This window comes from Acinetobacter sp., assembly GCF_041911495.1.
Classification (GTDB): domain Bacteria; phylum Pseudomonadota; class Gammaproteobacteria; order Pseudomonadales; family Moraxellaceae; genus Acinetobacter.
On the sequence record NZ_JAYROT010000059.1, the window covers coordinates 1 to 22463 of the forward strand.

General features: G+C 43.3%; 20 protein-coding genes and 3 tRNA genes. 14 read left to right on the forward strand and 9 right to left on the reverse strand.

The window, feature by feature from the left end; all coding sequences use genetic code 11:
* The 11 genes from ACE3PQ_RS07550 to ACE3PQ_RS07600 form a co-directional block, all read left to right on the forward strand.
* Positions 1–860: 3'-5' exonuclease (locus tag ACE3PQ_RS07550; protein ID WP_374296589.1), on the forward strand; the 860-nt coding region annotated here is incomplete at its 5' end.
* Positions 861–906: 46 nt separating this feature from the next.
* A complete protein-coding gene (locus tag ACE3PQ_RS07555) occupies positions 907–2388 on the forward strand; it encodes an ATP-binding protein (RefSeq protein WP_374296591.1) in 1482 nt (493 codons plus the stop codon).
* Positions 2389–2411: 23 nt separating this feature from the next.
* Entirely contained in the window at positions 2412–2699 is a 288-nt protein-coding gene (locus ACE3PQ_RS07560) for a hypothetical protein (protein ID WP_374296593.1), read from the forward strand.
* 92 nt (positions 2700–2791) lie between these two features.
* Positions 2792–3748: a tRNA dihydrouridine synthase gene (locus ACE3PQ_RS07565; RefSeq protein WP_374296650.1), complete on the forward strand. Its 957-nt coding sequence runs from the start codon at positions 2792–2794 to the stop codon at positions 3746–3748.
* A gap of 288 nt (positions 3749–4036) precedes the next feature.
* A complete protein-coding gene (locus ACE3PQ_RS07570; RefSeq protein WP_374296595.1) occupies positions 4037–6871 on the forward strand; it encodes a monovalent cation/H+ antiporter subunit A in 2835 nt (944 codons plus the stop codon).
* Entirely contained in the window at positions 6868–7236 is a 369-nt protein-coding gene (locus ACE3PQ_RS07575; protein WP_241572989.1) for a Na+/H+ antiporter subunit C, read from the forward strand. Before ACE3PQ_RS07570 ends, ACE3PQ_RS07575 begins: the two co-directional genes overlap by 4 nt.
* Positions 7236–9044 carry a monovalent cation/H+ antiporter subunit D gene (locus ACE3PQ_RS07580; RefSeq protein ID WP_374296598.1) on the forward strand — a complete coding sequence of 603 codons (1809 nt, stop codon included), beginning with the start codon at positions 7236–7238 and terminating at the stop codon, positions 9042–9044. Before ACE3PQ_RS07575 ends, ACE3PQ_RS07580 begins: the two co-directional genes overlap by 1 nt.
* A gap of 3 nt (positions 9045–9047) precedes the next feature.
* On the forward strand, positions 9048–9650 hold the full coding sequence (locus tag ACE3PQ_RS07585) for a Na+/H+ antiporter subunit E (protein ID WP_374296600.1): 603 nt from the start codon (positions 9048–9050) through the stop codon (positions 9648–9650).
* Positions 9647–9922: a monovalent cation/H+ antiporter complex subunit F gene (locus ACE3PQ_RS07590; RefSeq protein WP_374296602.1), complete on the forward strand. Its 276-nt coding sequence runs from the start codon at positions 9647–9649 to the stop codon at positions 9920–9922. Before ACE3PQ_RS07585 ends, ACE3PQ_RS07590 begins: the two co-directional genes overlap by 4 nt.
* A gap of 13 nt (positions 9923–9935) precedes the next feature.
* Positions 9936–10358 carry a Na+/H+ antiporter subunit G gene (locus ACE3PQ_RS07595; protein WP_374296604.1) on the forward strand — a complete coding sequence of 141 codons (423 nt, stop codon included), beginning with the start codon at positions 9936–9938 and terminating at the stop codon, positions 10356–10358.
* Positions 10359–10424: 66 nt separating this feature from the next.
* Complete coding sequence (locus tag ACE3PQ_RS07600) at positions 10425–11234, forward strand: hypothetical protein (protein WP_374296606.1); 810 nt, start codon at positions 10425–10427, stop codon at positions 11232–11234.
* A gap of 85 nt (positions 11235–11319) precedes the next feature.
* Here ACE3PQ_RS07600 and ACE3PQ_RS07605 read toward each other — a convergent pair whose 3' ends face one another.
* The 9 genes from ACE3PQ_RS07605 to tpiA form a co-directional block, all read right to left on the reverse strand.
* Positions 11320–11721, reverse strand: a complete 402-nt coding sequence (locus tag ACE3PQ_RS07605; protein WP_374296608.1) for a ribosome-binding factor A — start codon at positions 11719–11721, stop codon at positions 11320–11322.
* A complete protein-coding gene (gene infB / locus ACE3PQ_RS07610) occupies positions 11721–14414 on the reverse strand; it encodes a translation initiation factor IF-2 (protein WP_374296611.1) in 2694 nt (897 codons plus the stop codon). The genes ACE3PQ_RS07605 and infB overlap by 1 nt, the downstream gene beginning before the upstream one ends.
* A gap of 14 nt (positions 14415–14428) precedes the next feature.
* Positions 14429–15913, reverse strand: coding sequence for a transcription termination factor NusA (nusA, locus tag ACE3PQ_RS07615; RefSeq protein WP_374296613.1), 1485 nt, complete (start codon positions 15911–15913; stop codon positions 14429–14431).
* Between the two features lie 30 nt (positions 15914–15943).
* Positions 15944–16495: a ribosome maturation factor RimP gene (gene rimP, locus ACE3PQ_RS07620; protein WP_374296615.1), complete on the reverse strand. Its 552-nt coding sequence runs from the start codon at positions 16493–16495 to the stop codon at positions 15944–15946.
* 258 nt (positions 16496–16753) lie between these two features.
* Positions 16754–16830, reverse strand: a tRNA-Met gene (locus ACE3PQ_RS07625).
* A gap of 117 nt (positions 16831–16947) precedes the next feature.
* Positions 16948–17024, reverse strand: a tRNA-Met gene (locus ACE3PQ_RS07630).
* A 48-nt stretch (positions 17025–17072) separates the two neighbouring features.
* Positions 17073–17157: transfer RNA gene (locus ACE3PQ_RS07635), tRNA-Leu, on the reverse strand.
* A gap of 57 nt (positions 17158–17214) precedes the next feature.
* Entirely contained in the window at positions 17215–17598 is a 384-nt protein-coding gene (gene secG / locus ACE3PQ_RS07640) for a preprotein translocase subunit SecG (RefSeq protein WP_374296617.1), read from the reverse strand.
* 45 nt (positions 17599–17643) lie between these two features.
* Positions 17644–18405, reverse strand: coding sequence for a triose-phosphate isomerase (gene tpiA / locus ACE3PQ_RS07645; protein WP_374296619.1), 762 nt, complete (start codon positions 18403–18405; stop codon positions 17644–17646).
* A 217-nt stretch (positions 18406–18622) separates the two neighbouring features.
* Here tpiA and pilB point away from each other — a divergent pair, with 217 nt between their 5' ends.
* From pilB to ACE3PQ_RS07660, 3 genes are read left to right on the forward strand one after another with little or no spacing between them, the layout of a single operon-like run.
* Positions 18623–20332, forward strand: coding sequence for a type IV-A pilus assembly ATPase PilB (gene pilB / locus ACE3PQ_RS07650; protein WP_374296621.1), 1710 nt, complete (start codon positions 18623–18625; stop codon positions 20330–20332).
* 30 nt (positions 20333–20362) lie between these two features.
* A complete protein-coding gene (locus ACE3PQ_RS07655) occupies positions 20363–21592 on the forward strand; it encodes a type II secretion system F family protein (RefSeq protein ID WP_374296623.1) in 1230 nt (409 codons plus the stop codon).
* On the forward strand, positions 21592–22458 hold the full coding sequence (locus ACE3PQ_RS07660) for an A24 family peptidase (RefSeq protein ID WP_374296625.1): 867 nt from the start codon (positions 21592–21594) through the stop codon (positions 22456–22458). Before ACE3PQ_RS07655 ends, ACE3PQ_RS07660 begins: the two co-directional genes overlap by 1 nt.
* The last annotated feature ends 5 nt before the right edge of the window (positions 22459–22463 follow it).

Sequence of the window (22463 nt, forward strand, 5' to 3'; positions counted from 1 at the left end):
CGAGTGACTATATTCTGTTTGATGAAGCACAAGATGCCGATCCGTTGATGCTTGGGATTTTACTCAAACAAAAAAATGCCCAAGTAATCTACGTTGGCGATGCCCATCAACAAATCTACGCATGGCGTGGTGCAGTCAATGCCATGCAACAGTTACCGTTACCTGAAAATCGCCTGACCACGTCATTTCGTTTTGGTGAAGAGATTGCCGAAGTGGCGAATTATTTATTGTATGCGCTGAAAGAAACTGTGCCTTTACATGGTTTTTCTGAGATTTCATCTAAAGTGGTGAATAAACCGCATACTAAAATGCGTGATGCGATCCTGTGCCGTACTAACGCCCGAGCAATGGAATTGTTACTTAGCGGATTACTCAAAGGCGATAAAGTCAGCCTGCAAGCCGATCATGCCCGACTGTCACGATTTATTGATGCTGCAACGGCGCTCAAACAAGGCAAGCGTGTCACTGATGTTCCTGAACTCGCATGGTTTAACTCTTGGCATGATGTGCATGAATACTGCGAAACCAATGACGGTAGCGACATCAAACCCTTGGTCAAATTGGTCGATGAACACGGCACTTCTCCGCTGAAAAATGCCCTCGCCAAAATCACGCCGATTGAGCAAGCGGATTATGTGATTTCCACAGCGCACAAAGCCAAAGGCTTGGAATGGAATCGTGTTCATCTCGAAGATGATTATCAATTCAAACTCAGTCAACTGGACTACAAAATCACACCTGAAGAATTGCGCCTGCTGTACGTTGCTTGCACTCGTGCTAAACTGAGCTTAAATATTCACCATATTTATGATTTATTACAGCAATTAAAGCGCAATTATGAACTGAAAAAATCGGCGTAATCCCGCAAAACTTGCTTTTAAAATCATAAAATTTGAGGGTTAAGCTATGCGTCTGATCGCTGTGCAATTGCAACACATCAATCAATTTGATCATCTTGCGGTGCGCTTGCAATCTAAACAATCCAAACTGCCGATCAGCCTATTCCTCGCCAATCAAAATGCAGGCAAAAGCAATTTACTTAAACAGATTTTCCATGGGCTGAGCTGGCTTCCTGCCCGCTACAAAGACTTGCGTACTGCAGGCGCAATCATGCCTGATAGCGACATCCAAACCGATGCGCTCCAAGCTCAGATTCAAATCACTATTGAATATCCTGCCGAGCTGTTACCAAAGCCTGATGATTCACAAGTCCAGCAAGATAATTCGCAAGACAAACAATCTGAAAAAACCACTGAAGAATCGTCTGCAAATTCAGCATCAATACGAACGCAATGTCATTGGACGATTAAAAAAATCCGCAGTACGCCGAGCAGTATTGCACTAAGCCGAGCCGATACTAACGGCTTGGATGCGCTGATTCCACAATATCAAAAGTTGATGGAAAGCGATCCTTATTTCTCTTTGCCATGTCTCGCCTATTATCCGAGTGAGCGTTTTGTGCATGAGGTCAATCTCAATATTAAAAATACCCAGTCTGCGCTCACGCCTATCCATCAAGCCTATGATCAAGTCAGTCTGAGCTTTACCACTTTTAATAAGTTTTTTGAGTGGTTACGTGAAGTGCATGATTTGGAAAATGCACAGTCCGCACAATTGCTTCGCCAATATCTCGATCCGCAGACACGGCTCGCCGATCAAGCGCAATTTGATGAATTATTTTCTCAGCTCGAACATGCTTATCGTCTTACGCCACAGCGTTGTCTGAACAGTTTACGCAGTGCGATACATACCGTAATGCCTGAGATTGAGGATATTTTCATTGAATATCAGCCCAAACTGCGTCTGATGGTGAAATATCAAGGACAAATCATGCCATTTCTACAACTGTCGCAGACCAAGAAAACCTGCTGTGCGCTGGTCGGCGATATTGTTCGTCGTTTATGTATTTTAAATCCGAACAGCCTATTTCCGTGTCTTGAGGGTGATGGCATTGTCTTAATTGACGATATTGATGCGCATCTTGATCAGACTCATCGTCAACAGATTTTACAGCGACTACATCGTGCCTTTCCTCGGATACAGTTTATTGCGACGGCGACGCATTCGGATATGGTCGAGTTTCAGTCTGATGTGGAATGTTTTGAGCTGAAATATGCCCAAGCGCATCATTTAGATTTGTCAGCGCATCAACAGCGTTTGGCGCAGGTTTATCAATCGTTACAAACACAGAATTTAAATATTGAAAATGAAAACAATTCGTTGGCTGAAAAATTACCGAATGAAAATGAGGCAGAAGTAGCCGAATCTCAAAATATCGAACCGCTTGATTTTGCACAGTTGATGGCGCTGATTCAGAATTTAGAGCCAAGTATGCAACAGCAACTCTTGCAAAGCCTACAAGATCAATCCATAAATCCTGACCCATAAAATATTCAGCAAGTGTGATAACGATGAAAGATATTTTTTCAATTCAGAAGCTTTACCCGCATCAAGGAAAATCAAATCATATTTTTGAAAACCACTATGATTCTGTATTTATAGCATTTTTATCTTTCTTTAAAATGAACAGCGAGGCGCAAAGCACACAACTGATGAAACAAATTCTTGCGACTCATTTATTTGAAGGTTTTTTCTGTGATAAAAATACAGAACATCCTCGGGAGTTTGGTAAGAATGAATTACTGTCTTTACTCACTTTAGAAGAATTCCTAGAAAACTCGTTTATTCCGAAAATCTAAGCTAGACATACCCAAAAAAAATCCGTATAAGCACCTTTGATTTTTTATGATGTGCAATCACACAAAGAGTAGCAAACGATGAGTAGCCAGTGGTGAAATTGGTACTTGCCCCGATGGAAGGTCTGACCGATCCATTAATGCGCCAGATCCTGACCCAAGTCGGACAATATGATTGGTGTGTGACCGAGTTTATTCGTGTCACCGATAGCGTCCTGCCCGATCATATCTACTACCAATATTGCCCCGAACTGCAAAACAACGGCAACACCATTCACGGTACGCCTGTGCATGTGCAGTTTTTGGGGAATAACATCGAAATGCTCGCCGCCAATGCAGAAAAGGCTGTGGCACTTGGCGCACCTGTGATCGATCTGAATTTTGGCTGTCCCGCAAAAACCGTGAATCGTCATCGTGGTGGTGCGGTATTGCTCGATGAAACCGATACACTGTTCGATATTGTCAAAGCCGTGCGTGATGCTGTGCCGAAGCACATTCCAGTATCAGCAAAGATGCGTCTTGGCTATCTCGATGAAGCGCATAGCCTAGATAATGCGCTTGCCATTCAAGAGGCAGGGGCAAGTTGGCTGACCATTCACGCCCGCACCAAAGCTGATGGTTATACGCCACCTGCGTATTGGGAAAAGATTGCCCCGATACAAGCGGCGATAGACATGCCGATCATCGCCAATGGTGAAATTTGGACAGTTGCCGATGCCAAAGCCTGTCAAGCGCAATCCCATTGCCAAGACTTGATGATCGGTCGTGGCGCGGTGACTACACCTGATCTGGTCAATTGTGTACGTCAGTCTGATGATTCACAGCGCATGACGTGGCAAGATTTGCTCACATTGCAAATCGCCTTTCTCAATGGACATTACAAGACCGAGATCGGCTTGATCGGGCGCTATAAACAATGGCTCGGCATGATGACTAAAGCCTATCCCGAAGCAACTGAGCTGTGGCAACAAATCAAACGCATTAAAGAGATGGAACAGCTTTTACAGATTTTGACACAGCAAAACGATTCATTACACATCTACCCTCTCTAATAAAACGCCCCAAAACCACAAATCAATTCGGATATATTTCCACACAAAAAAGGATTGATAGTGTTTCTGTTATCAAGCCTTGTGACTCTATCCGTGCTATAATAAAATGATATTTTTCATGCAGATTGCATGGTTTTAATGATGATTTCAGTTCAGGGCAATAGCTTGCTCAACTGATTGAATTTAAGATTGCGCAATACAATCTTTTTTTGTTTGGTTTTTGATACTTTATCTTGTGTTTACTGTATTTTGAATGCGCAAACACAACACTATTCATGGGATGCGATTGTGCTGTTTTTGATTATTCTTTTGCCCTTATTACTCGGCACAACCATGGTCTGGGGCTTAGATAAACTGTCACGCCAAGCGACTGCAATTGGTGCAAGCGCACTGAGTTTTCTGTGTTTTATTCTCTTAGCGCAATATCTTCCTGATGTACAAAATGGCGGTGCTGTCCGCTATGTCATGGATTGGCTACCAAGCGTAGGGATCAATATTGATCTGCGACTCGATGCGCTGAGTCTGATGTTTAGCATGCTGATCTCAGGGATCGGCACACTGATTTTTATTTATGCCTATTATTATTTAAGTAAAAAAAATTCGCTGGCTAAGCTATATAGCTTACTGATGCTGTTTATGGCGGCGATGTTAGGCATTTCATTATCAAATAATTTAATTATTTTGCTGATCTTTTGGGAACTGACCAGTATTTCATCCTTCCTATTAGTCGGTTATTGGCAACGCTATGCCGCAGCACAACGTGGCGCACGGATGGCGCTCACCATCACAGGCATGGGTGGTCTGTGTATGCTTGGGGGGTTTATCCTGATTGGTCAGGTTGCAGGGACATACCAAATCGACCAGTTGTTTGATCGTGCCGATATTATTCAAAATAGTCCGTATTTTTTACACATTTTATTTTTAGTGTTAATAGGTGCATTTACCAAAAGTGCGCAATTTCCATTTCATTTTTGGTTGCCGAATGCGATGGCGGCACCGACACCTGTTTCAGCATATTTACACTCTGCAACGATGGTCAAAGCAGGGATTTTCTTATTGGCACGTTTGTCGCCGATCTTCGTTGGGGCAAGTGTTTATCACGGTATAGTCACCGCTGTTGGTTTGCTGACCTTATGTATTGGCGCATTTTTAGCGATCTTTAAAGAAGATTTAAAAGGTTTACTCGCCTACTCAACCATTAGCCATTTGGGCTTGATTGTTTGCCTACTCGGTATCGGCTCACCACTTGCCATTGCCGCTGCGATTTTCCACATCATTAATCATGCCACCTTTAAAGCGGCATTGTTTATGATCGCAGGGATTATCGACCATGAAACAGGTACTCGTGACCTACGCAAGCTCAGCGGTGTGTGGCAATTCCTCCCAATCACTGGCACGTTGGCAATGATCACTTGTGCGGCGATGGCAGGTGTGCCATTAACTAATGGCTTTTTGTCTAAAGAAATGTTCTTTACCGCATTGGTTGCCAGTCATTCAGGCGTTTGGCTGAGTATTATGGTGGTCTTGGCGACTTTGGCAGGAATCTTTGCGGTAGCGTATTCAGTACGCTTTGTGCATGGGGTATTTTTCGATACGCAGTATGGTAAGCCTTTACCCTCTCAAGATATCCACGAACCAGTCAAAGGGATGCTCGCACCAGTTACCTTGTTAGCGATTCTATGTATTATCGTCGGTATCGTTCCTGCGCTAACGGTGCAAGGTATCGTTAATCAAGTCACGACTGCGACTGTGCAACATCATGATTTTGAACATATACATCTCGCTCTGTGGCATGGTGTTAATGTACCGCTCGTGATGAGTATCATCGCCTTAGTTGGTGGTGTGTTGTTTTATTTTAAATTGGCAAAAAATGGTCGCATCCGTCAGATCGACCTTGATCCACCACTTGGTAAGTTTCGTGGTTTATATTTATTTGACGCCTTTTTAAAACGCCTCTTTTTATTCAGCCGTTTTGTGAAAAAAAATACCGAAACAGGTTCATTGCAAAAGTATTTATTCGTCATCCTGTGTTTTAGCATGTTGATGGTGGTTATTCCGCTATTTGGTTATGACTTATCGCAAGGCACACGAGAGTTAAGCCACGCACCAACTGCCGCCATTGTATTTTGGTCATTACTGCTCACGGCGTGTTTAATGATGTTGTGGTTCCATCATGAACGGATCAAAGCTGTGTTAATTAGTGGCGGTATCGGCTTGGTGGTGAGCATTACCTTTGTGGCATTGTCTGCACCTGATTTGGCACTGACGCAGATCACTGTTGATATTGTCACCACCATGTTATTACTGATGAGCTTGTCTTTACTACCACAGCTCACACCATATGAATCGAGACGTAGCCAACGCTGGCGTGATGGCGTTTTAGCGATCGTCGGTGGTTTTGGTCTAGGCTGGCTGACATGGCTTGTATTGACACGTGACCATCAGTCGATTTCATGGTTCTTCCAACAGCAGTCGATTCCTCTCGGTGGTGGCTCGAATGTAGTCAATGTCATCCTTGTGGATTTCCGTGCTTTTGATACTTTCGGTGAAATTACTGTACTTGCGATTGCTGCCATCGGTGCGCTGTGTCTGATGGATGGCATGCGTGCGGATGGCACAACGATGACGGAAGGTTTAAGCCATCGTTTCAATCCTTCTCCTCTAATGATGCGCATGGCGATGTCATGGGTCATGCCACTAGCATTGGTGGTGAGTTTGTATATCTTCTTGCGTGGTCACAATTTACCGGGCGGTGGATTCATTGCAGGATTGGTCACCTCGATTGCCCTTGTGATTCAGTATATGGCATATGGTCAAGATCGTACTGAGCACATCTTGAAAGTCAACTCAGGACGATTGTATGAAAAATGGATTGGTGCAGGATTGGTGATCGCAGGAGCAACAGGTGTTGCTGCTTGGGCTTGGGGTAGACCATTCTTGACCAGTGCGCACATCTATGTCGATCCACCTTTGATTGGAAAATTGCATTTAGCATCGGCTGCCGCATTCGATGTTGGGGTATATATCACCGTCGTAGGGGCAACGATGTTGCTCATCTCGGTACTTGGTGACTCACGCCACTCGACTATGACAGGACCTATACCTTCAGGAGATCAATCATGATCAGTATGGAATTTTTAGTTGCCTCAGGTGTAGGGCTCGTGACAGCAACAGGGATTTATCTACTGCTTCGTCGGCGTACTTTCCCTGTGGTACTTGGGCTCGCCATGATTGGTTATGCGGTGAATATCTTTTTATTTAGCATGGGACGTCTTGAGTTCAATGCACCTGCGATACTGACAGATGCGATTAAAGTTACCGATCCACTACCACAAGCTCTTGTCTTAACAGCGATTGTTATTGGTTTTGCTACGACAGCTTTTGTGGTGCAACTTGCTTTGCGTAGTCGTTATGAGTCAGGTAATGATCATGTGGACTCTAAGGATGAAGCAGAAATTACCTACGATCCACGAGAGGATGAGCCTTGATGAGTTTTTTTGTGGATTTTTGGCAACAACATTTTCCGATTCTTTCGATTCTTCTGCCTGCATTTACAGGTTTTGCGTTAGTTATACTTGGCAATCCAGGTTCAGGCTCATTAAAGACTGATCCTCGTCAACCGATTCGTCATGCGATCAGTCTAAGCTCAGCAGTTATTGGATTGCTCCTCGCCATTGCCATGGTGGATTTTGCCAATACTGGACAGATTAAAGCTTACTTTTTAAGTGAATGGTCTGCGCCATTTGGTATTGCTTTAGTCGTTGATCGTCTATCGGCGATGATGGTACTCCTGACCTATATCATCGCTGTACCCGTACTGTGGTTTGCCAGTGCAGAGTGGGATCAGCGTGGGCGGTACTTCCATACGATGTTCCATTTCTTATTGATGGGTGTGAGTGGTGCATTCCTGACAGGCGATTTATTTAACTTATTTGTCTTCTTTGAAGTATTGCTCCTCGCTTCATACGTATTGCTTTTGCATCATCACAATAAGGCACGTTTTAAACTCGGTTTGCACTACGTCATTATCAATTTACTTGCTTCGGCAATGTTCTTGATCGGGCTTGGGTTGATCTATGGCAGTGTCGGTAGTCTGAATATGGCGGACGTGGCGCGATTATTCCCACTTTTAGACAGCGATCAACATCAGCTTGCAATGGCAGGTGCAATGCTCCTATTCGTAGTATTTGGTATCAAAGCAGCGATGTTGCCTGTGGGTTTTTGGCTACCAAAAACCTATGCTGTGGCCGCCACTCCAGTCGCAGCGATTTTTGCATTAATGACCAAAGTCGGGATTTACGCTATTTTGCGGGTCAACGGTACGGTATTTAGCGATCCGCAAGGGCAATATTTACTAGAAAATTGGCTTCTGATCATTGGCGTACTCACCAGTATTTATGGCGCACTCGGTGCGATCGCAGCGGAGCGTTTACGTCGTTTTATCGGCTTTATGATCTTGTCCTCGATTGGAACGATTTTAATCGCTGTATCATTGTTTAGCATTCAAGCTTGGGCGGCAGGATTGTATTATTTAATACACAGCACCGTGATTGCCGCGACTTTCTACTTATTGGGTGAATGGATTAGCATTCAACGTGGTGGGCACAAAGATCATCTCAAGACTGCACCTGAAATGAAACAGCACAAATTAATCAGCTTACTGTTTTTGCTGGTTGCAATGATGATGGCTGGCTTGCCACCATTTAGTGGTTTTATTGGTAAAGTTTTTTTAATGCAAGGCACGCTGTATCATCCACAAAAAGTTTGGATCATTTTGGTAGTGCTATTGGTGAGTTTACTCAGTATCTTGGCATTTGTCCGTGCAGGCTACGTGATCTTTTGGCGAGCAAGCACACCAGAGTCCAATCCAAAAGAAGAAGCGTATGCACTTTATCAAGCGTTGCCTGATCGACCAAATCGTCGTTTGGACATCGTGATCTATGCGCTACTGATTGGTTTAACGGGTTATGCTTTATTGGCACAGCCCGTTTACCAATATATCTATGCGGCGACGGAGCAACTGCAAAATAAACAACACTATCAAGCGGTACTGTTGAAAAATACCAATCGTGGAGAGGTGATTAGTGTTCAGCCTTACAATCCATACTATCTGCCACATGTGAAATACCGTAAAGATACGATTGAAGATCCTTATGAGAAATATATTCCATTCGTGATTTCTTCGAAAACATTGGCGGGGGAACATATTCCTGCTGAGCTCAAAATACCACAAGAAGTTTCATCAGACACGCCTGCCTTGCCTGATGACGATGCCAAACTGGTACCAATGGAGTAAGCGATGACAGATCAAATTCCTGCAAATCACAATACCAATGGTTCTGCCAATCCAAATTCACAGGAGCAGCTGACCGATCAGCTTATTCCTACAACATTCATCAATCGGATCTTTCCACATCCGTTGGTATCTTTTTTGGTATTTATTGCATGGTTAATGTTGCAACACAGCGCAAGTCTTGGCAATCTGATATTGGCTTTGATCTTGGCTGTATTGATTCCAAAAATCATGCAAGCCTTTATCACACGTACGCCACAACTTGATTGGACGACTGCGCTCAAATTATTCTTTGTGGTGCTATACGACATTATCATCAGTAATTTTAAAGTCGCAAAACTGGTACTTGGGCCTTCACATCAGCTCCATCCTGCATGGTATCGTGTGCCACTCGACAGTAATCACGATCACGTGAATACTTTACTGGCAATGATCATTACCACCACACCAGGCACGGTGTCTGCGGGTATTGATTTGGAACGAGGAGATATTCTCGTACATAGCTTGAGCAGCCTAGATACCGAAGCAGATATTGCAGAAATCAAAGCACGCTATGAACAACCTCTGATTCAGATTTTTCATGCACAACCACGGGAGGCAGAGGGATGAACTTTTTACCTTATGTGCTGATGTTTAGCATTTTTGCCATCACCATCTCGACATTATTGTGTATTGTTCGTCTGATCATTGGTCCATCCGTAGTAGATCGACTCCTTGCACTGGATACTTTGTTTTTGAATGCGACTTGTTTGATCGTGGTACTTGGTGTGTATTGGACAACGACGGATTTATTTGAATCCGCTCTACTCGTTGCAATGTTCGGCTTTGTATCCACAGCCGCTTTAGCACGTTACTTTACCACTGGTCATGTGATTGATTGAGGAGCATATTCTAATGTTAGTAATGGAAATCTTGATCTCGATCTTTTTAATCATCGGCTCATTTTTTGTCTTAGTTGGTGGGATTGGCATGGTGCGCCTACCCGATCTCTTTATGCGCCTACACGCACCAACTAAAGCGAGCACTTTGGGTTTAGGAAGCTTTTTGATCGCAGGGATGATTTATGCAGCATTTCATGGACGCTTTGGCTTTCCTGAAATTCTATTAACTTTATTTGCTTTTGTGACTGCACCTGTATCAGCAAATCTCTTGGCACAAGCCGCCATTCATCTCAATTTGCGCTCTCGTAGTGGTGATGTGCCCGAAGCGATTAATCGTCCATTGCCGTGGCAACGTCAACGCTCTGCCTTGTTTCGTGCCGAATATCGCACTGATAATCAGACTCACAACCAAACCCAAAACCATAGTGAAGATTAACACCTATTGACAGATGCATCGCATAGCACCTATTCTGAAGTAAAAGCATTCATATAGATAAAAGCCATGCTCAAGAAAACACGAATCACCGCTTTGTATTTCAGCTTACTGACTTTTTCAGCGCACAATTATGCTGATGCACCAAGTGAATCCGATAATCTTCAACAATCCACTTTTTATAAAAGCTGTAGCGAAGCAACGATGGCTCAGCTCAATAAAGTAGAAACCTTTCATCAAGAGTTTTTGGGTGGTGAGTCAGATTGTATCATGATTGATGACACGCATGTCTTACTTGCCACAAGCCAAGCTGTACATGATGACAGCTTTGAAACCACGGCTTATGATCTACGAGTGCGATTAATCAACATTCAGAATAATAAAATTATTACTCAGACGCTTCGACCGAAACATCTTAACTCTCGGGTCGAAGAGCGCGAAACCATATTCTTTGATAAGGCACACTTCTCAACACTAGCAGGACAACATGTCATTGGGATTCGTCATAGCTGGGAAGACTTTGATGGCTTTAATTCAACCAGTGAATATATCGACCTTGTGCATTTGAAACCAAACCATACTATGCGATTTGTATTACAAGGTCTGCCGATGCGTGAAACTTTTTATGCAAAAGGTGAATGTCCGTCTAATCAAGCGACTTGGGGTGCAGAGATCAATAGCCTGTTAATTTTGGATAAAAAAATCAGTCACGGTCTGCAAGACTTAATCTTTAAACAACGCTATACCCATAATGAAGCACATAAAGAATCAGGGTGTAAACCAACCAAATCGGTACACAACGAGAGCTTTCGCATTTCATTTAATGGTCAAGAATATCCATTTGATCCAGTAGATTTTAATCAAATTGATGTTATTTGATTGTCTATATTTTTAATAAGTATTCTCGTAAAAAAACCAGACATATCGTCTGGTTTTTTAAGATCATCTTGGATAACGAGCTAAATCACTCATCATCGTTTTGATTAGTTTTAGGTGGCAAGTCTTGCACTGCTTTTTCAATCAAACCAAACATATAGTTGCCGTAGGCATTGGTCTTATCATAATGAAAACGCAATCGAGGTGTAATCCGTGTCTTGATCCGACGACTCAACTCTTGACGCAAGAAGCCTGATGCTTTGTTTAATACATCTAGGCTGTCTTTGTGTGCATCTTCAGATTGGTCATCTTCAAGTTCACGTCCCATCACCGTCACATAGACATCTGCATAGCCAAGATCAGGACTGACCTTGACCGCAGAGATCGTGACTAAACCACCTAAACGCGGATCTTTGAGTTCCAAGCGAATCAGTTCAGAGAGTTCTCGCTGAACCGTATCCGCCATCCGCTTTAAGCGTTGACCTGACATTAAAGACTCCGTTTAATGGTTTGTACGTCGTAGACTTCAATTTTGTCCAGTTCTTGAATGTCTTTATAGCCTTTAACCGCTAGACCACATTCCATACCTGCACGCACTTCTTCGACGACGTCTTTGTAGCGACGCAATGATTCCAATTCACCTTGGAACACCACCACATCGTCACGTAATACACGAATTGGCTTGTTACGGTGAATCACACCTTCCATCACCATACAGCCTGCTGCTGCACCGAACTTACTTGAACGGAACACTTCACGGACTTGCGCCACACCAAGAATCGTTTCACGATGTTCAGGTGCCAATTTACCACTCATGGCATCTTTGACATCATCGATCAATTCATAAATGATGCTGTAGTAACGAATATCCACGCCATCTTGATCAGAACGCTGACGTGCTGCTGTATCGGCACGCACATTAAAGCCAAGTAATACCGCTTCAGAAGATTCTGCCAAGATCACGTCAGACTCAGTGATTGCACCAACACCTGAGCTGATAATGCGTACTTGTACTTCATCAGTTGAAAGCTCAGTCAATGCCACACTCAACGCTTCAAGTGAACCACGTACATCAGCACGCATCACCACATTGACGGTTGGGACATCTTGTTTACCCATAGACGCCATGAGGTTTTCAAGACGCATTGCGCTTTGACGGTCGATACGCTTTTGACGCTCACGGTCAGAACGTGCATCAGCCACTTCACGTGCTTTCTTCTCATCATTAACGACAAGGACTTCATCACCCGCCATTGGCGCTTCTGGTAGACCCAAAATTTCCACTGGAATCGAAGGACCTGCCGACTTGATACGGTTACCATTTTCATCCGTCATGGCACGTACACGTCCATAAGATGAACCTGCAAGCACCAAGTCACCGATATTCAATGTCCCGTTTTGTACCAAGATCGAAGTCACAGCACCACGACCTTTGTCAACACGTGCTTCAATCACCACACCTTGAGCAGCACCTTCGCTTGATGCTTGAAGTTCCATCAATTCGGATTGAATCAAGATCAAATCTAGCAACTCATCAATGCCGTCACCTGTATGTGCAGATACTTTAGCTACTGGTACATCACCGCCCCATTGCTCAGGCACGATTTCTTTGGCAGTCAATTCATTCAAGACACGATCAGGATCGGCTGATTCTTTATCCATCTTGTTGATCGCCACGATAATCGGTGTGCCCGCAGCACGTGCATGGTCAATCGCTTCCGCAGTTTGTGGCATCACACCATCATCTGCTGCAACGACCAAAATCACGATATCAGTCGCTTTGGCACCACGTGAACGCATTGAGGTAAACGCTGCGTGACCCGGAGTATCTAAGAACGTGATAATGCCTTTCTCAGTTTCCACATGATATGCACCGATATGTTGAGTAATGCCACCTGCTTCACCAGAAGCTACTTTTGAACGACGAATACGATCCAGTAAAGAAGTCTTACCGTGATCGACGTGACCCATGATGGTCACCACTGGCGGACGAGTTGAAAGCTCACCACGTTTTTGCTCAGCTTGTTCAAGCAAGTTATCTTCTGCTGCTGTATCAGAAACAAGTACAGGATTGTGACCCATTTCCTCAACCACAAGTACCGCTGTATCTTGGTCAATGGCTTGGTTTTGGGTAACTAGTTCGCCCATTTTCATCAAGGTTTTGATGACCTCACGGACTTTGATTGCCATTTTCTGTGCAAGATCGCCAACCACGATGGTTGAACCGATTTCAACATCATAAACTTGCTTTTTCACAGGTTTTTCAAAACCGTGCTTGTTGCCTTGACTGGTTTTTAAACCACGCTTATGACTTGAGCGATTGAAGTTTTGCTCTTCCTGATTGTGACGACCACCTTTTTTCTGACCACGACCACCAGTGTTGCCACCACGTTTGATTTCACGATCTTCTTGTTCAAAAGAGTCTTCATACGCCTGACCAACTAGACCTGCAGCCAATGGCGTATCATCAACAACTTTAATCGAAGGCGTACTACTGCCTTCATACTTTGTTGCCATTTTACGCATTTGCTCAAGGGTACGTTGCTGTGCTTCTTCAGCCGCTTTACGACGAGTAGCTTCTTCAGTCGCTTTCAACTGAGCAGCCTGCGCTTCACGTGCTTTCTTTTCAGCTTCAGTTTCAGTTGGTTTCTCAACTTTCGTAGACTTTTTCTTTACAACAACTGCTGCTTTTGGCTTTTCAGCTTTAGCTTCTGTACCATGATTTGCACGCATCGCATCTAAGGTTGCTTTGGCTTTATTTTCCGCAACTTCGGCTTGCTTTTGACTTTGTGCTTTTTCAGTCGCAACTTGTTTCGCTTTCGCATCCACTTGTGCTTTTTGTTCAGCTTCAGCTTTTACCTTTGCTTCTGCATCAGCAGCAAGTTGAGCAGGATCAGGTTTGACAAAAGTTTGCTTTTTACGCACTTCAACATTGATCTTCTTGGTGCGACCAGATGAGTCGGCAAGATTTGCTGTACCGGTCGTTTTACGCTTTAGGGTAATTTTACCTGCGCCCAACTTTCCAGAGGCATTATTAAAATGAGCAAGCTTTTCCTGATCATCTGAGCTAATCACATCATCGGCTTTGCGTTGCGGTAAACCAGCAACTCGAACTTGTTCAAGGAGCTTTTCAACTGGACTATCTACGCTTTTCGCTAACTCTTGTATCGTCTTGTCCGTCATATATGACCTCCTCCTTAGTTAAACCACGATTCACGGGCTTTCATGATCAGCTGACCAGCTTGCTCAGTATCTAAACCGTCGATATCGATAATATCGTCAATGGCTTGATCTGCTAGATCATCTACTGTGCAAATGCCTTTTTGTGCAAGTGCTTGCGCAACTTCAGGTGTCATCCCTTCCATTGCCAATAATTCTTCAGTGGCGTGTTGCATATTTTGTTGCTGACGAAGCACATCCGCTAAGGTCGCTTCTTTTGCACGCTCTTGTAGCACACCTACGGTTTCTTCATCCAAGCCAATTTCTTCAAAAGTTTCCGCAGGGACATATGCAACTTCTTCAAGTGAAGTAAAGCCCATTTCCACCAATGCTTCAGCCAAGTCTGCATCAATATCCAAACGCTCAACGAACATATTCAAATACTGTTCATTCTCAGAGCTTTGACGCTCACGATACTCATCTTCAAGCATCATGTTGAGCTTATAACCCGTCAATTCTGAAGCCAAACGAACGTTTTGACCTTGTGAACCAATTGCACGAGCAAGCTGTTCATTGGTAGCAAAAATAATATCTGCGCTCAACGTATCTTCATCAAGTACGATTCCTGATACATCTGCAGGCTCAAGTGCGCTGGCAATATACTGTGCAGGATCGTCAGACCACACCACCACATCGATACGCTCACCATTGAGCTCTTGTTGTACCGCTTGAATACGTGTACCACGCATACCAATACATGCACCCACTGGATCAATACGATGATCATTGGTTTTTACAGAAATCTTGGCACGCACACCCGGTTGACGTGCAGCAGCTTTGATCTCGATAATTTCTTCTGCAATCTCAGGCACTTCTTTCGTCATCAATGCAATCAGCATCTCAGGGCGAGCACGTGACAATTGCAACTGCGCACCACGACCTTCACGATTGACATTGAACAAAATCGCATTGATACGTTGTTTTGGACGAAGCATCTCTTTTGGAATAGACTCTTCTTTTGCCAAATACGCTTCTGCACCATCACCAAGATCAATAATAAAACCGTCTTTGGTTTGCTTTTTAATTTCACCGTAGATCAATTCACCAAGCTTATCTTCATACGCATCAGCAACCAATGCACGCTCAGCTTCACGGATCTTTTGTACAATGACTTGTTTCGCAATCTGTGCTGCGATACGGCCAAATTCAATCGACTCAACTTCAAGCTCACGAATATCACCGATCGACCACTCCGCAGGATCAACATCAGAGATCGCATCTTGGCAAGCAGGCATTTCATGATCTTCATCAGCCACGACTTCCCATTGACGGAAGGTACGATATTCGCCAGTTTTACGATCAATCTCTACACGTAGACGCGCTTCTGATGAGGTCGTATGTTCATAGAATTTCTTTTTAGTTGCAGCCACAAGCGCTTGTTCTAATGCTTGGAAAATCGCTTCACGACCAACACCTTTTTCATTACTAACCGTTTCTACTACGGTAAGAATCTCACGGCTCATAAGTCACCTTTCTAATTTCAAAAAAATCCATTAATCCTGAAAAACCAAATTGGCTTTATCAATGTTATGACCATCAATGTCTAACACCTGTGCCTTTTCCACTTCAACCTGAATGGTTTCTGCTTCGACATCCACAGCAACCAATTTGGCTTGAAACTTACGACGATTGTCCACTGCTGTGATCAAACGGAGCGCAACTTGCTGCCCGATATAGTCTTGCATCTGCGACAAACTAAAAAATGGGCGATCCCAACCCGGTGAAGATACTTCTAAACTGTATTCCCCAGAAATCGGGTCATGCACATCGAGTAGCGCACCAACTTGATGGGTGACGTTGACACAATCTTGCACACCAATCCCACGACCTTGATCAGGCTCTCCATTCTCATCGAGGGCGCTTTCATCAACACCCTGCAACTCTACTGGAGGAGCATTAGGATCTACAGGCTTGTCGATATAAATTCTTAATAATGAACGCTTGCCTTGCGGGAGGAACTCTAGCCCCCACAACTCAACATCACACGCAGCCACAGCTGGTGCGATCATGTCATACAACGCTTGCGTTTTATTAGATAATTTCATTAATACTCGTCACAAAAATCAAATGCTAATAGGGTGCTATCAAGTAATAGCATATCAATTTGACCAATTGATGGCAGACAACACAATCATCACATCGTGAAAATCCGTCGAATAGCCAACAAAAAAGGGCGCATTTGCCCCCTTTTACATAGTACGATCATCAAATTTTACTGATCTTCGTACTTCAATATACATCGCTTTTCAAAAGTTACTGTGCAAAAAGGCCCACCTTTCATTGTGAGCCTCTTTTCAGAAACTTGGTAGCGGGAGCTGGATTTGAACCAACGACCTTCGGGTTATGAGCCCGACGAGCTACCAGACTGCTCCATCCCGCATCAACGTGCACAAATTATAGTGCGATTCGAACAAAAGTCAATGTAAACTCTTCTGTTCGAGCAATTATCCAACGATTAAAAATAAAAGTTAATCTCTAGAAATTGCCATTCTGGTTTTGGTAGCGGGAGCTGGATTTGAACCAACGACCTTCGGGTTATGAGCCCGACGAGCTACCAGACTGCTCCATCCCGCATCAACCATTCTGCTTGCTTACACCAAAAATAAAACCATAAGGCTTTTTTGGTGCGGAAGGGGGGACTTGAACCCCCACGCCCGAAAGCACTACCACCTCAAGGTAGCGTGTCTACCAATTCCACCACCACCGCAAGCAGGCGTGCATAATAGACCTTTCTTTCTCAAAAGAAAAGCCTAATTTCGCTTTATTACGGATTTATAGGTGTGTTTGATGAAGTTTCAGGCGCTTGCGATGTTGTCGGTGTTTGCATAGTGGTAGCTGGTGCAGGTGTTGTATTCGACAACGGCGCAGGAGCTTGCTCAACCTGCTCTGTACCTGGCAAGACATTGACGCCTTGAGTTTGCTTTTTGGCATAAACCGCCAAAGTTAAACTAGTCACAAAGAATAATGCTGTCAAAATCGCAGTTAATCGGGTCATAAAGTTCCCCGAACCTGATGCACCAAATACCGTGGCCGCACCACCGCCACCAAACGAAGCACCTGCATCAGCACCTTTACCATGCTGTACCAAGATCAACGCAATCATTAATATCGCTAATAGAATATGCACGACGAGTACGAAGCTATACATAATTTTACCTAAAACTGATTCAACAAATGACTATATCAACGTGACTTAAACGTTGTGTTGCGAAAACGCATCAACAATTGCCATAAAACTGTTCGCTTCTAAAGAAGCACCGCCCACCAATGCACCATCAATATCTTGACAGGCCGCTAACTGTACAGCATTTTCAGGTTTAACACTACCACCATAGAGCAAACTGATCTGATCCGCTTCAGCGGTATGTTCTTTCAAATAAGCTCGAATCGTCGCATGCATCTGCTGTGCATCTTCAGGCGAAGCCGTTTTCCCTGTCCCAATCGCCCAAATCGGCTCATAAGCAATGATGACGTGTTGCCAATCATCGTTAGTTAAAACCACATTTAAATCATTGAGCTGATCTATTACGATTTGCTCTGCCTGACCTGACTCACGTTGCTCAAGACTTTCACCCACGCAGTAAATCACTTGTAGATTAGAATGTCGGCTTTGTTTGATTTTTTCTTGCAAAATCGAAGCATCATCACCAAACAACTCACGACGCTCTGAATGCCCAATGATGACTGCACTAACCGACATATTTTGCAATAGATGTGCACTGACTTCGCCAGTGTATGCACCAAAGCCTGAAACTGTCGATAAATTTTGTGCGACGATAGACAACTGCTCAACCTGTTCGACAAACATACCTAAATATGGTGCAGGTGGTGCAATCGCAACCTGACATAATGTTTTTTTCTCGCCGAGTTGCGCTTGAATCGTTTCGAATAAGGTTTTGGCATCGAGAAAACGTGGATTTAATTTCCAGTTTCCAATCACCCACTGCTGACGCATGTCAATCTACTCAAATTTTAAAATCGCATAATTTTATACGTTTTTCAGCATAATGATAAGTCAGATCATCATATTGTCATCATTTCTGATTGAGGCATGTCATTTTAGTTTTTGATAATATCGTTTTTTATTGGACGGTTGTGAATTTGTGATATATTGTTAAGTTAGAAAAAACTGCAAAACATAATGAACGATATGGATGAGTTGAATTGAAATTATGCTAGCAACAAGTCAAGCAACAACCTTTACCGGTTATATAAAACGCTTAGTCGCTGATGGGGTGATCAGTGCAGAGTCTATGCAAAAGGCTCAAGACCAAGCGAAACGAAATAAACAACCTTTAACCTTTGTTTTGGTTGATGAATTTAATGTCTCTGGTTTAAAAATAGCGACAGCGATTTCAGAGGAATTTGCCGAGCCAATCTTTGACTTGGACGTATTTGACCCTTCAGCTTTACCAAAAGACGTTGTAAATGAAAAACTAATCGCTCAACATCAAGTTATCCCACTTATGCAACGAAGTGGAATTTTGGTTGTTGCAACTAGTGATCCAACACGTATTGAAGCATTGGAAGCCATTCGCTTTAACAGTAAACTCAACCTACAAAACGTTATTGTAGAACAACAGAAACTCACCAAGTTTATCGCCGCTCACTATCAAGAAGAGGAAAATTTTGATTTTGGTGATGATGATTTTGAACTTGAAGTTGCAGAGGACAATGCTTCACTTGATGACAAAGATGAAAATGCAAGCCAAGATGAAGCGCCTATTGTTAAATATATTAATAAACTTTTGGTTGATGCGATCCGCATGGGCGCCTCAGATTTACACTTTGAACCCTACGAAAAAATGTATCGGGTGCGCTATCGTGTCGATGGGGTGTTGCGTGAAATTGCTCGACCGCCAATACAACTCGCCACCCGCTTAGCCTCACGCTTAAAAGTGATGTCTCAAATGGATATTTCTGAAAAACGTGTCCCACAAGATGGTCGTATCAAACTCAAACTATCAAAAACCAAAGCCATTGATTTTCGTGTCAACTCTCTACCAACTTTATTTGGTGAGAAAATCGTCCTCCGTATTCTCGATCCATCAAGTGCGATGCTCGGCATTGACGCACTTGGTTATGAGCCTGATCAAAAAGCGTTATTTATCGAAGCCTTAGAAAAGCCGCAAGGCATGCTATTGATCACAGGCCCAACGGGTTCTGGTAAAACGGTTTCACTATACACTGGACTAAACATTCTAAATACTGAAGACTCGAATATTTCGACCGCAGAAGATCCCGTCGAGATTAACTTACAAGGCATTAATCAGGTCAACGTCAACAATAAAGTTGGACTCACATTTTCTGCCGCATTGAAATCATTCTTACGCCAAGATCCAGACATTATTATGGTCGGTGAGATTCGTGACCTCGAAACCGCAGAAATCGCCATTAAAGCGGCACAAACTGGTCATATGGTGATGTCTACCCTACACACCAATAGCGCACCGGAAACTTTGACTCGTTTACGCAACATGGGTGTACCATCATTTAATATTGCCACATCAGTGAATCTTGTGATCGCACAGCGTCTTGCTCGACGATTATGCAGTCAATGTAAAAAACCAGCGGATATTCCAAAGCCGAGTTTATTGGAAATGGGCTTTACCCAAGCTGATCTTGAAAATCCTGAATTCCAACTCTTTGAAGCAGTGGGTTGCCCTGAATGCAGGGAAGGCTATAAAGGTCGTGTAGGTATTTATGAGGTCATGAAAGTTAATGCTGAAATTTCCAAAATCATTATGGAAGATGGTAATGCCTTAGAAATCGCAGACGCATCTTTACGCGCTGGCTTCAACAACCTAAGGCGTTCAGGATTACTAAAAGTCATGCAGGGGATTACTACTCTACAAGAAGTGAATCGTGTTACTAGTGAATAAAGTTTGAGAAGTGCTATATAAGGAATCGTCATGGCAGTAAAAAAAGCACAAATGATGCCGACATTTACCTATGAAGGGGTGGATCGTAAGGGGTTAAAAATCAAAGGGGAATTGCCTGCGCGCAACATGGCACTTGCAAAAGTCACACTGAGAAAGCAAGGCATTACCGTCCGTAAAATCGTGCAAAAGCGTGAAATTGATTTCTTAAATAAGATGTTTAAGAAAAAAGTGACCACGCTTGATATCACTATTTTTACGCGTCAGCTTGCAACCATGATGAAAGCTGGCGTGCCTCTAGTGCAGTCTTTTGAAATCGTTGCTGAAGGTCTTGAAAACCCTGCAATGCGTGAAGTTGTACTCGGCATCAAAGGTGAAGTGGAAGGTGGTAACACGTTTGCAGGTGCTCTACGCAAATATCCAAAATATTTTGACAACCTATTCTGCTCTTTAGTTGAATCCGGCGAGCAATCGGGCGCCTTAGAAACCATGCTAGACCGTGTGGCAATCTATAAAGAAAAAAGCGAGCTTCTCAAACAAAAAATTAAAAAGGCGATGAAATATCCCGCAGCTGTTGTTGTCGTTGCAATTGTCGTGACGATTATTTTGATGGTAAAAGTCGTTCCTGTCTTTGAAGACTTATTTACATCGTTCGGCGCTGACCTGCCAGCCTTCACCAAAATGGTGGTGAATATGTCGGAATGGATGCAAAAATATTGGTTCTTCTTAATCTTAGGGCTTGGTGCTCTAGTATTTGGTTTTTTAGAAGCAAAACAACGTAGTAAAAAATTCAGTGACTTTTTAGATCGCCTTTATTTAAAACTACCGATCTTTGGGGATTTGGTCTACAAATCAATCATTGCTCGCTTTAGCCGTACGCTCGCAACAACTTTTGCCGCAGGTGTCCCATTGATTGATGCGCTTGAGTCTACTGCCGGTGCGACCAATAATGTTGTTTATGAGAATGCTGTGATGCGCATCCGTGATGATGTTTCTACTGGGCAGCAACTGCAGTTTTCGATGCGCCAAACTCAACTTTTCCCAAGCATGGCTGTCCAAATGGTTGCCATTGGTGAAGAATCTGGTGCCTTAGATTCAATGCTTGATAAAGTGGCAACCCACTTTGAGAATGAAGTCGATAATGCTGTAGATGGCTTAACCAGTATGATGGAGCCACTGATTATGGCAGTACTCGGTGTGCTTGTTGGTGGTTTAGTCATTGCCATGTACCTACCAATCTTCCAAATGGGTTCCGTCGTCTAATGCAGTTGATTGAGCTTTTTCAAGAAAACTTGATACTGTTTTATATTTGTATTGCTGTCCTTGGCTTATGTATCGGTAGCTTCCTAAATGTGGTCATTCTTCGTCTACCCAAGATGATGGCGCAAGAATGGCGACATGAATGTCAACTTTTCTTACATCCAGAACAACCTGTCATTGATCATGACAAACTAACACTAAGCCATCCTGCTTCGACGTGCCCCGGCTGTCAGCATCGCATTCGATGGTACGAAAATATTCCAGTTGTGAGTTGGTTGATTTTACTCCGTGGCAAATGTAGTCAATGTAAAACGCCGATTTCTTTTCGCTATCCATTTGTTGAAATTTCAACTATGCTCTGCTCTGTGCTTGTTGCATTCAAGTTCGGCGTAAGCGTTGAAACACTATTTGGCTTAATCTTTACTTGGATTTTGATTGCATTAACAGGTATTGATTTTGATACGCAACTTCTGCCTGACCGACTAACTTACCCTTTGATAGGACTGGGTTTAGCGGTGAATAGTTATAGCCTATTTGCCACTCCAACTCAGGCGATATGGGGCTGTTTGCTCGGTTTTTTATCATTGTGGTCGGTATATATCATTTTCAAGCTAATCACTGGCAAAGTAGGCATGGGACATGGTGACTTCAAACTTCTAGCAGCTTTAGGGGCATGGCTTGGCCCATTACAACTTCCTTTAATTATTCTGCTTTCCTCATTAGTTGGTGCGATTATTGGCATCATCTTGCTTAAAGTCACCAAAGAAAATAAACCATTTGCATTTGGCCCTTACTTAGCCATTGCAGGATGGATTGCTTTTCTTTATGGCGAACAAATCATGAAAGTATACTTAGGTAGTTTAAGCTAAGTATC

Bases quoted from the DNA above. Each gene is read 5' to 3' on its own strand.
- ACE3PQ_RS07555 (WP_374296591.1), top strand. From the start codon at position 907: ATGCGTCTGATCGCTGTGCAATTGCAACACATCAATCAATTTGATCAT.
- ACE3PQ_RS07560 (WP_374296593.1), top strand. From the start codon at position 2,412: ATGAAAGATATTTTTTCAATTCAGAAGCTTTACCCGCATCAAGGAAAA.
- ACE3PQ_RS07575 (WP_241572989.1), top strand. From the start codon at position 6,868: ATGATCAGTATGGAATTTTTAGTTGCCTCAGGTGTAGGGCTCGTGACA.
- ACE3PQ_RS07580 (WP_374296598.1), top strand. From the start codon at position 7,236: ATGAGTTTTTTTGTGGATTTTTGGCAACAACATTTTCCGATTCTTTCG.
- ACE3PQ_RS07585 (WP_374296600.1), top strand. From the start codon at position 9,048: ATGACAGATCAAATTCCTGCAAATCACAATACCAATGGTTCTGCCAAT.
- ACE3PQ_RS07590 (WP_374296602.1), top strand. From the start codon at position 9,647: ATGAACTTTTTACCTTATGTGCTGATGTTTAGCATTTTTGCCATCACC.
- ACE3PQ_RS07595 (WP_374296604.1), top strand. From the start codon at position 9,936: ATGTTAGTAATGGAAATCTTGATCTCGATCTTTTTAATCATCGGCTCA.
- ACE3PQ_RS07600 (WP_374296606.1), top strand. From the start codon at position 10,425: ATGCTCAAGAAAACACGAATCACCGCTTTGTATTTCAGCTTACTGACT.
- ACE3PQ_RS07605 (WP_374296608.1), bottom strand. From the start codon at position 11,721: ATGTCAGGTCAACGCTTAAAGCGGATGGCGGATACGGTTCAGCGAGAA.
- infB (WP_374296611.1), bottom strand. From the start codon at position 14,414: ATGACGGACAAGACGATACAAGAGTTAGCGAAAAGCGTAGATAGTCCA.
- nusA (WP_374296613.1), bottom strand. From the start codon at position 15,913: ATGAGCCGTGAGATTCTTACCGTAGTAGAAACGGTTAGTAATGAAAAA.
- rimP (WP_374296615.1), bottom strand. From the start codon at position 16,495: ATGAAATTATCTAATAAAACGCAAGCGTTGTATGACATGATCGCACCA.
- secG (WP_374296617.1), bottom strand. From the start codon at position 17,598: ATGTATAGCTTCGTACTCGTCGTGCATATTCTATTAGCGATATTAATG.
- tpiA (WP_374296619.1), bottom strand. From the start codon at position 18,405: ATGCGTCAGCAGTGGGTGATTGGAAACTGGAAATTAAATCCACGTTTT.
- pilB (WP_374296621.1), top strand. From the start codon at position 18,623: ATGCTAGCAACAAGTCAAGCAACAACCTTTACCGGTTATATAAAACGC.
- ACE3PQ_RS07655 (WP_374296623.1), top strand. From the start codon at position 20,363: ATGGCAGTAAAAAAAGCACAAATGATGCCGACATTTACCTATGAAGGG.
- ACE3PQ_RS07660 (WP_374296625.1), top strand. From the start codon at position 21,592: ATGCAGTTGATTGAGCTTTTTCAAGAAAACTTGATACTGTTTTATATT.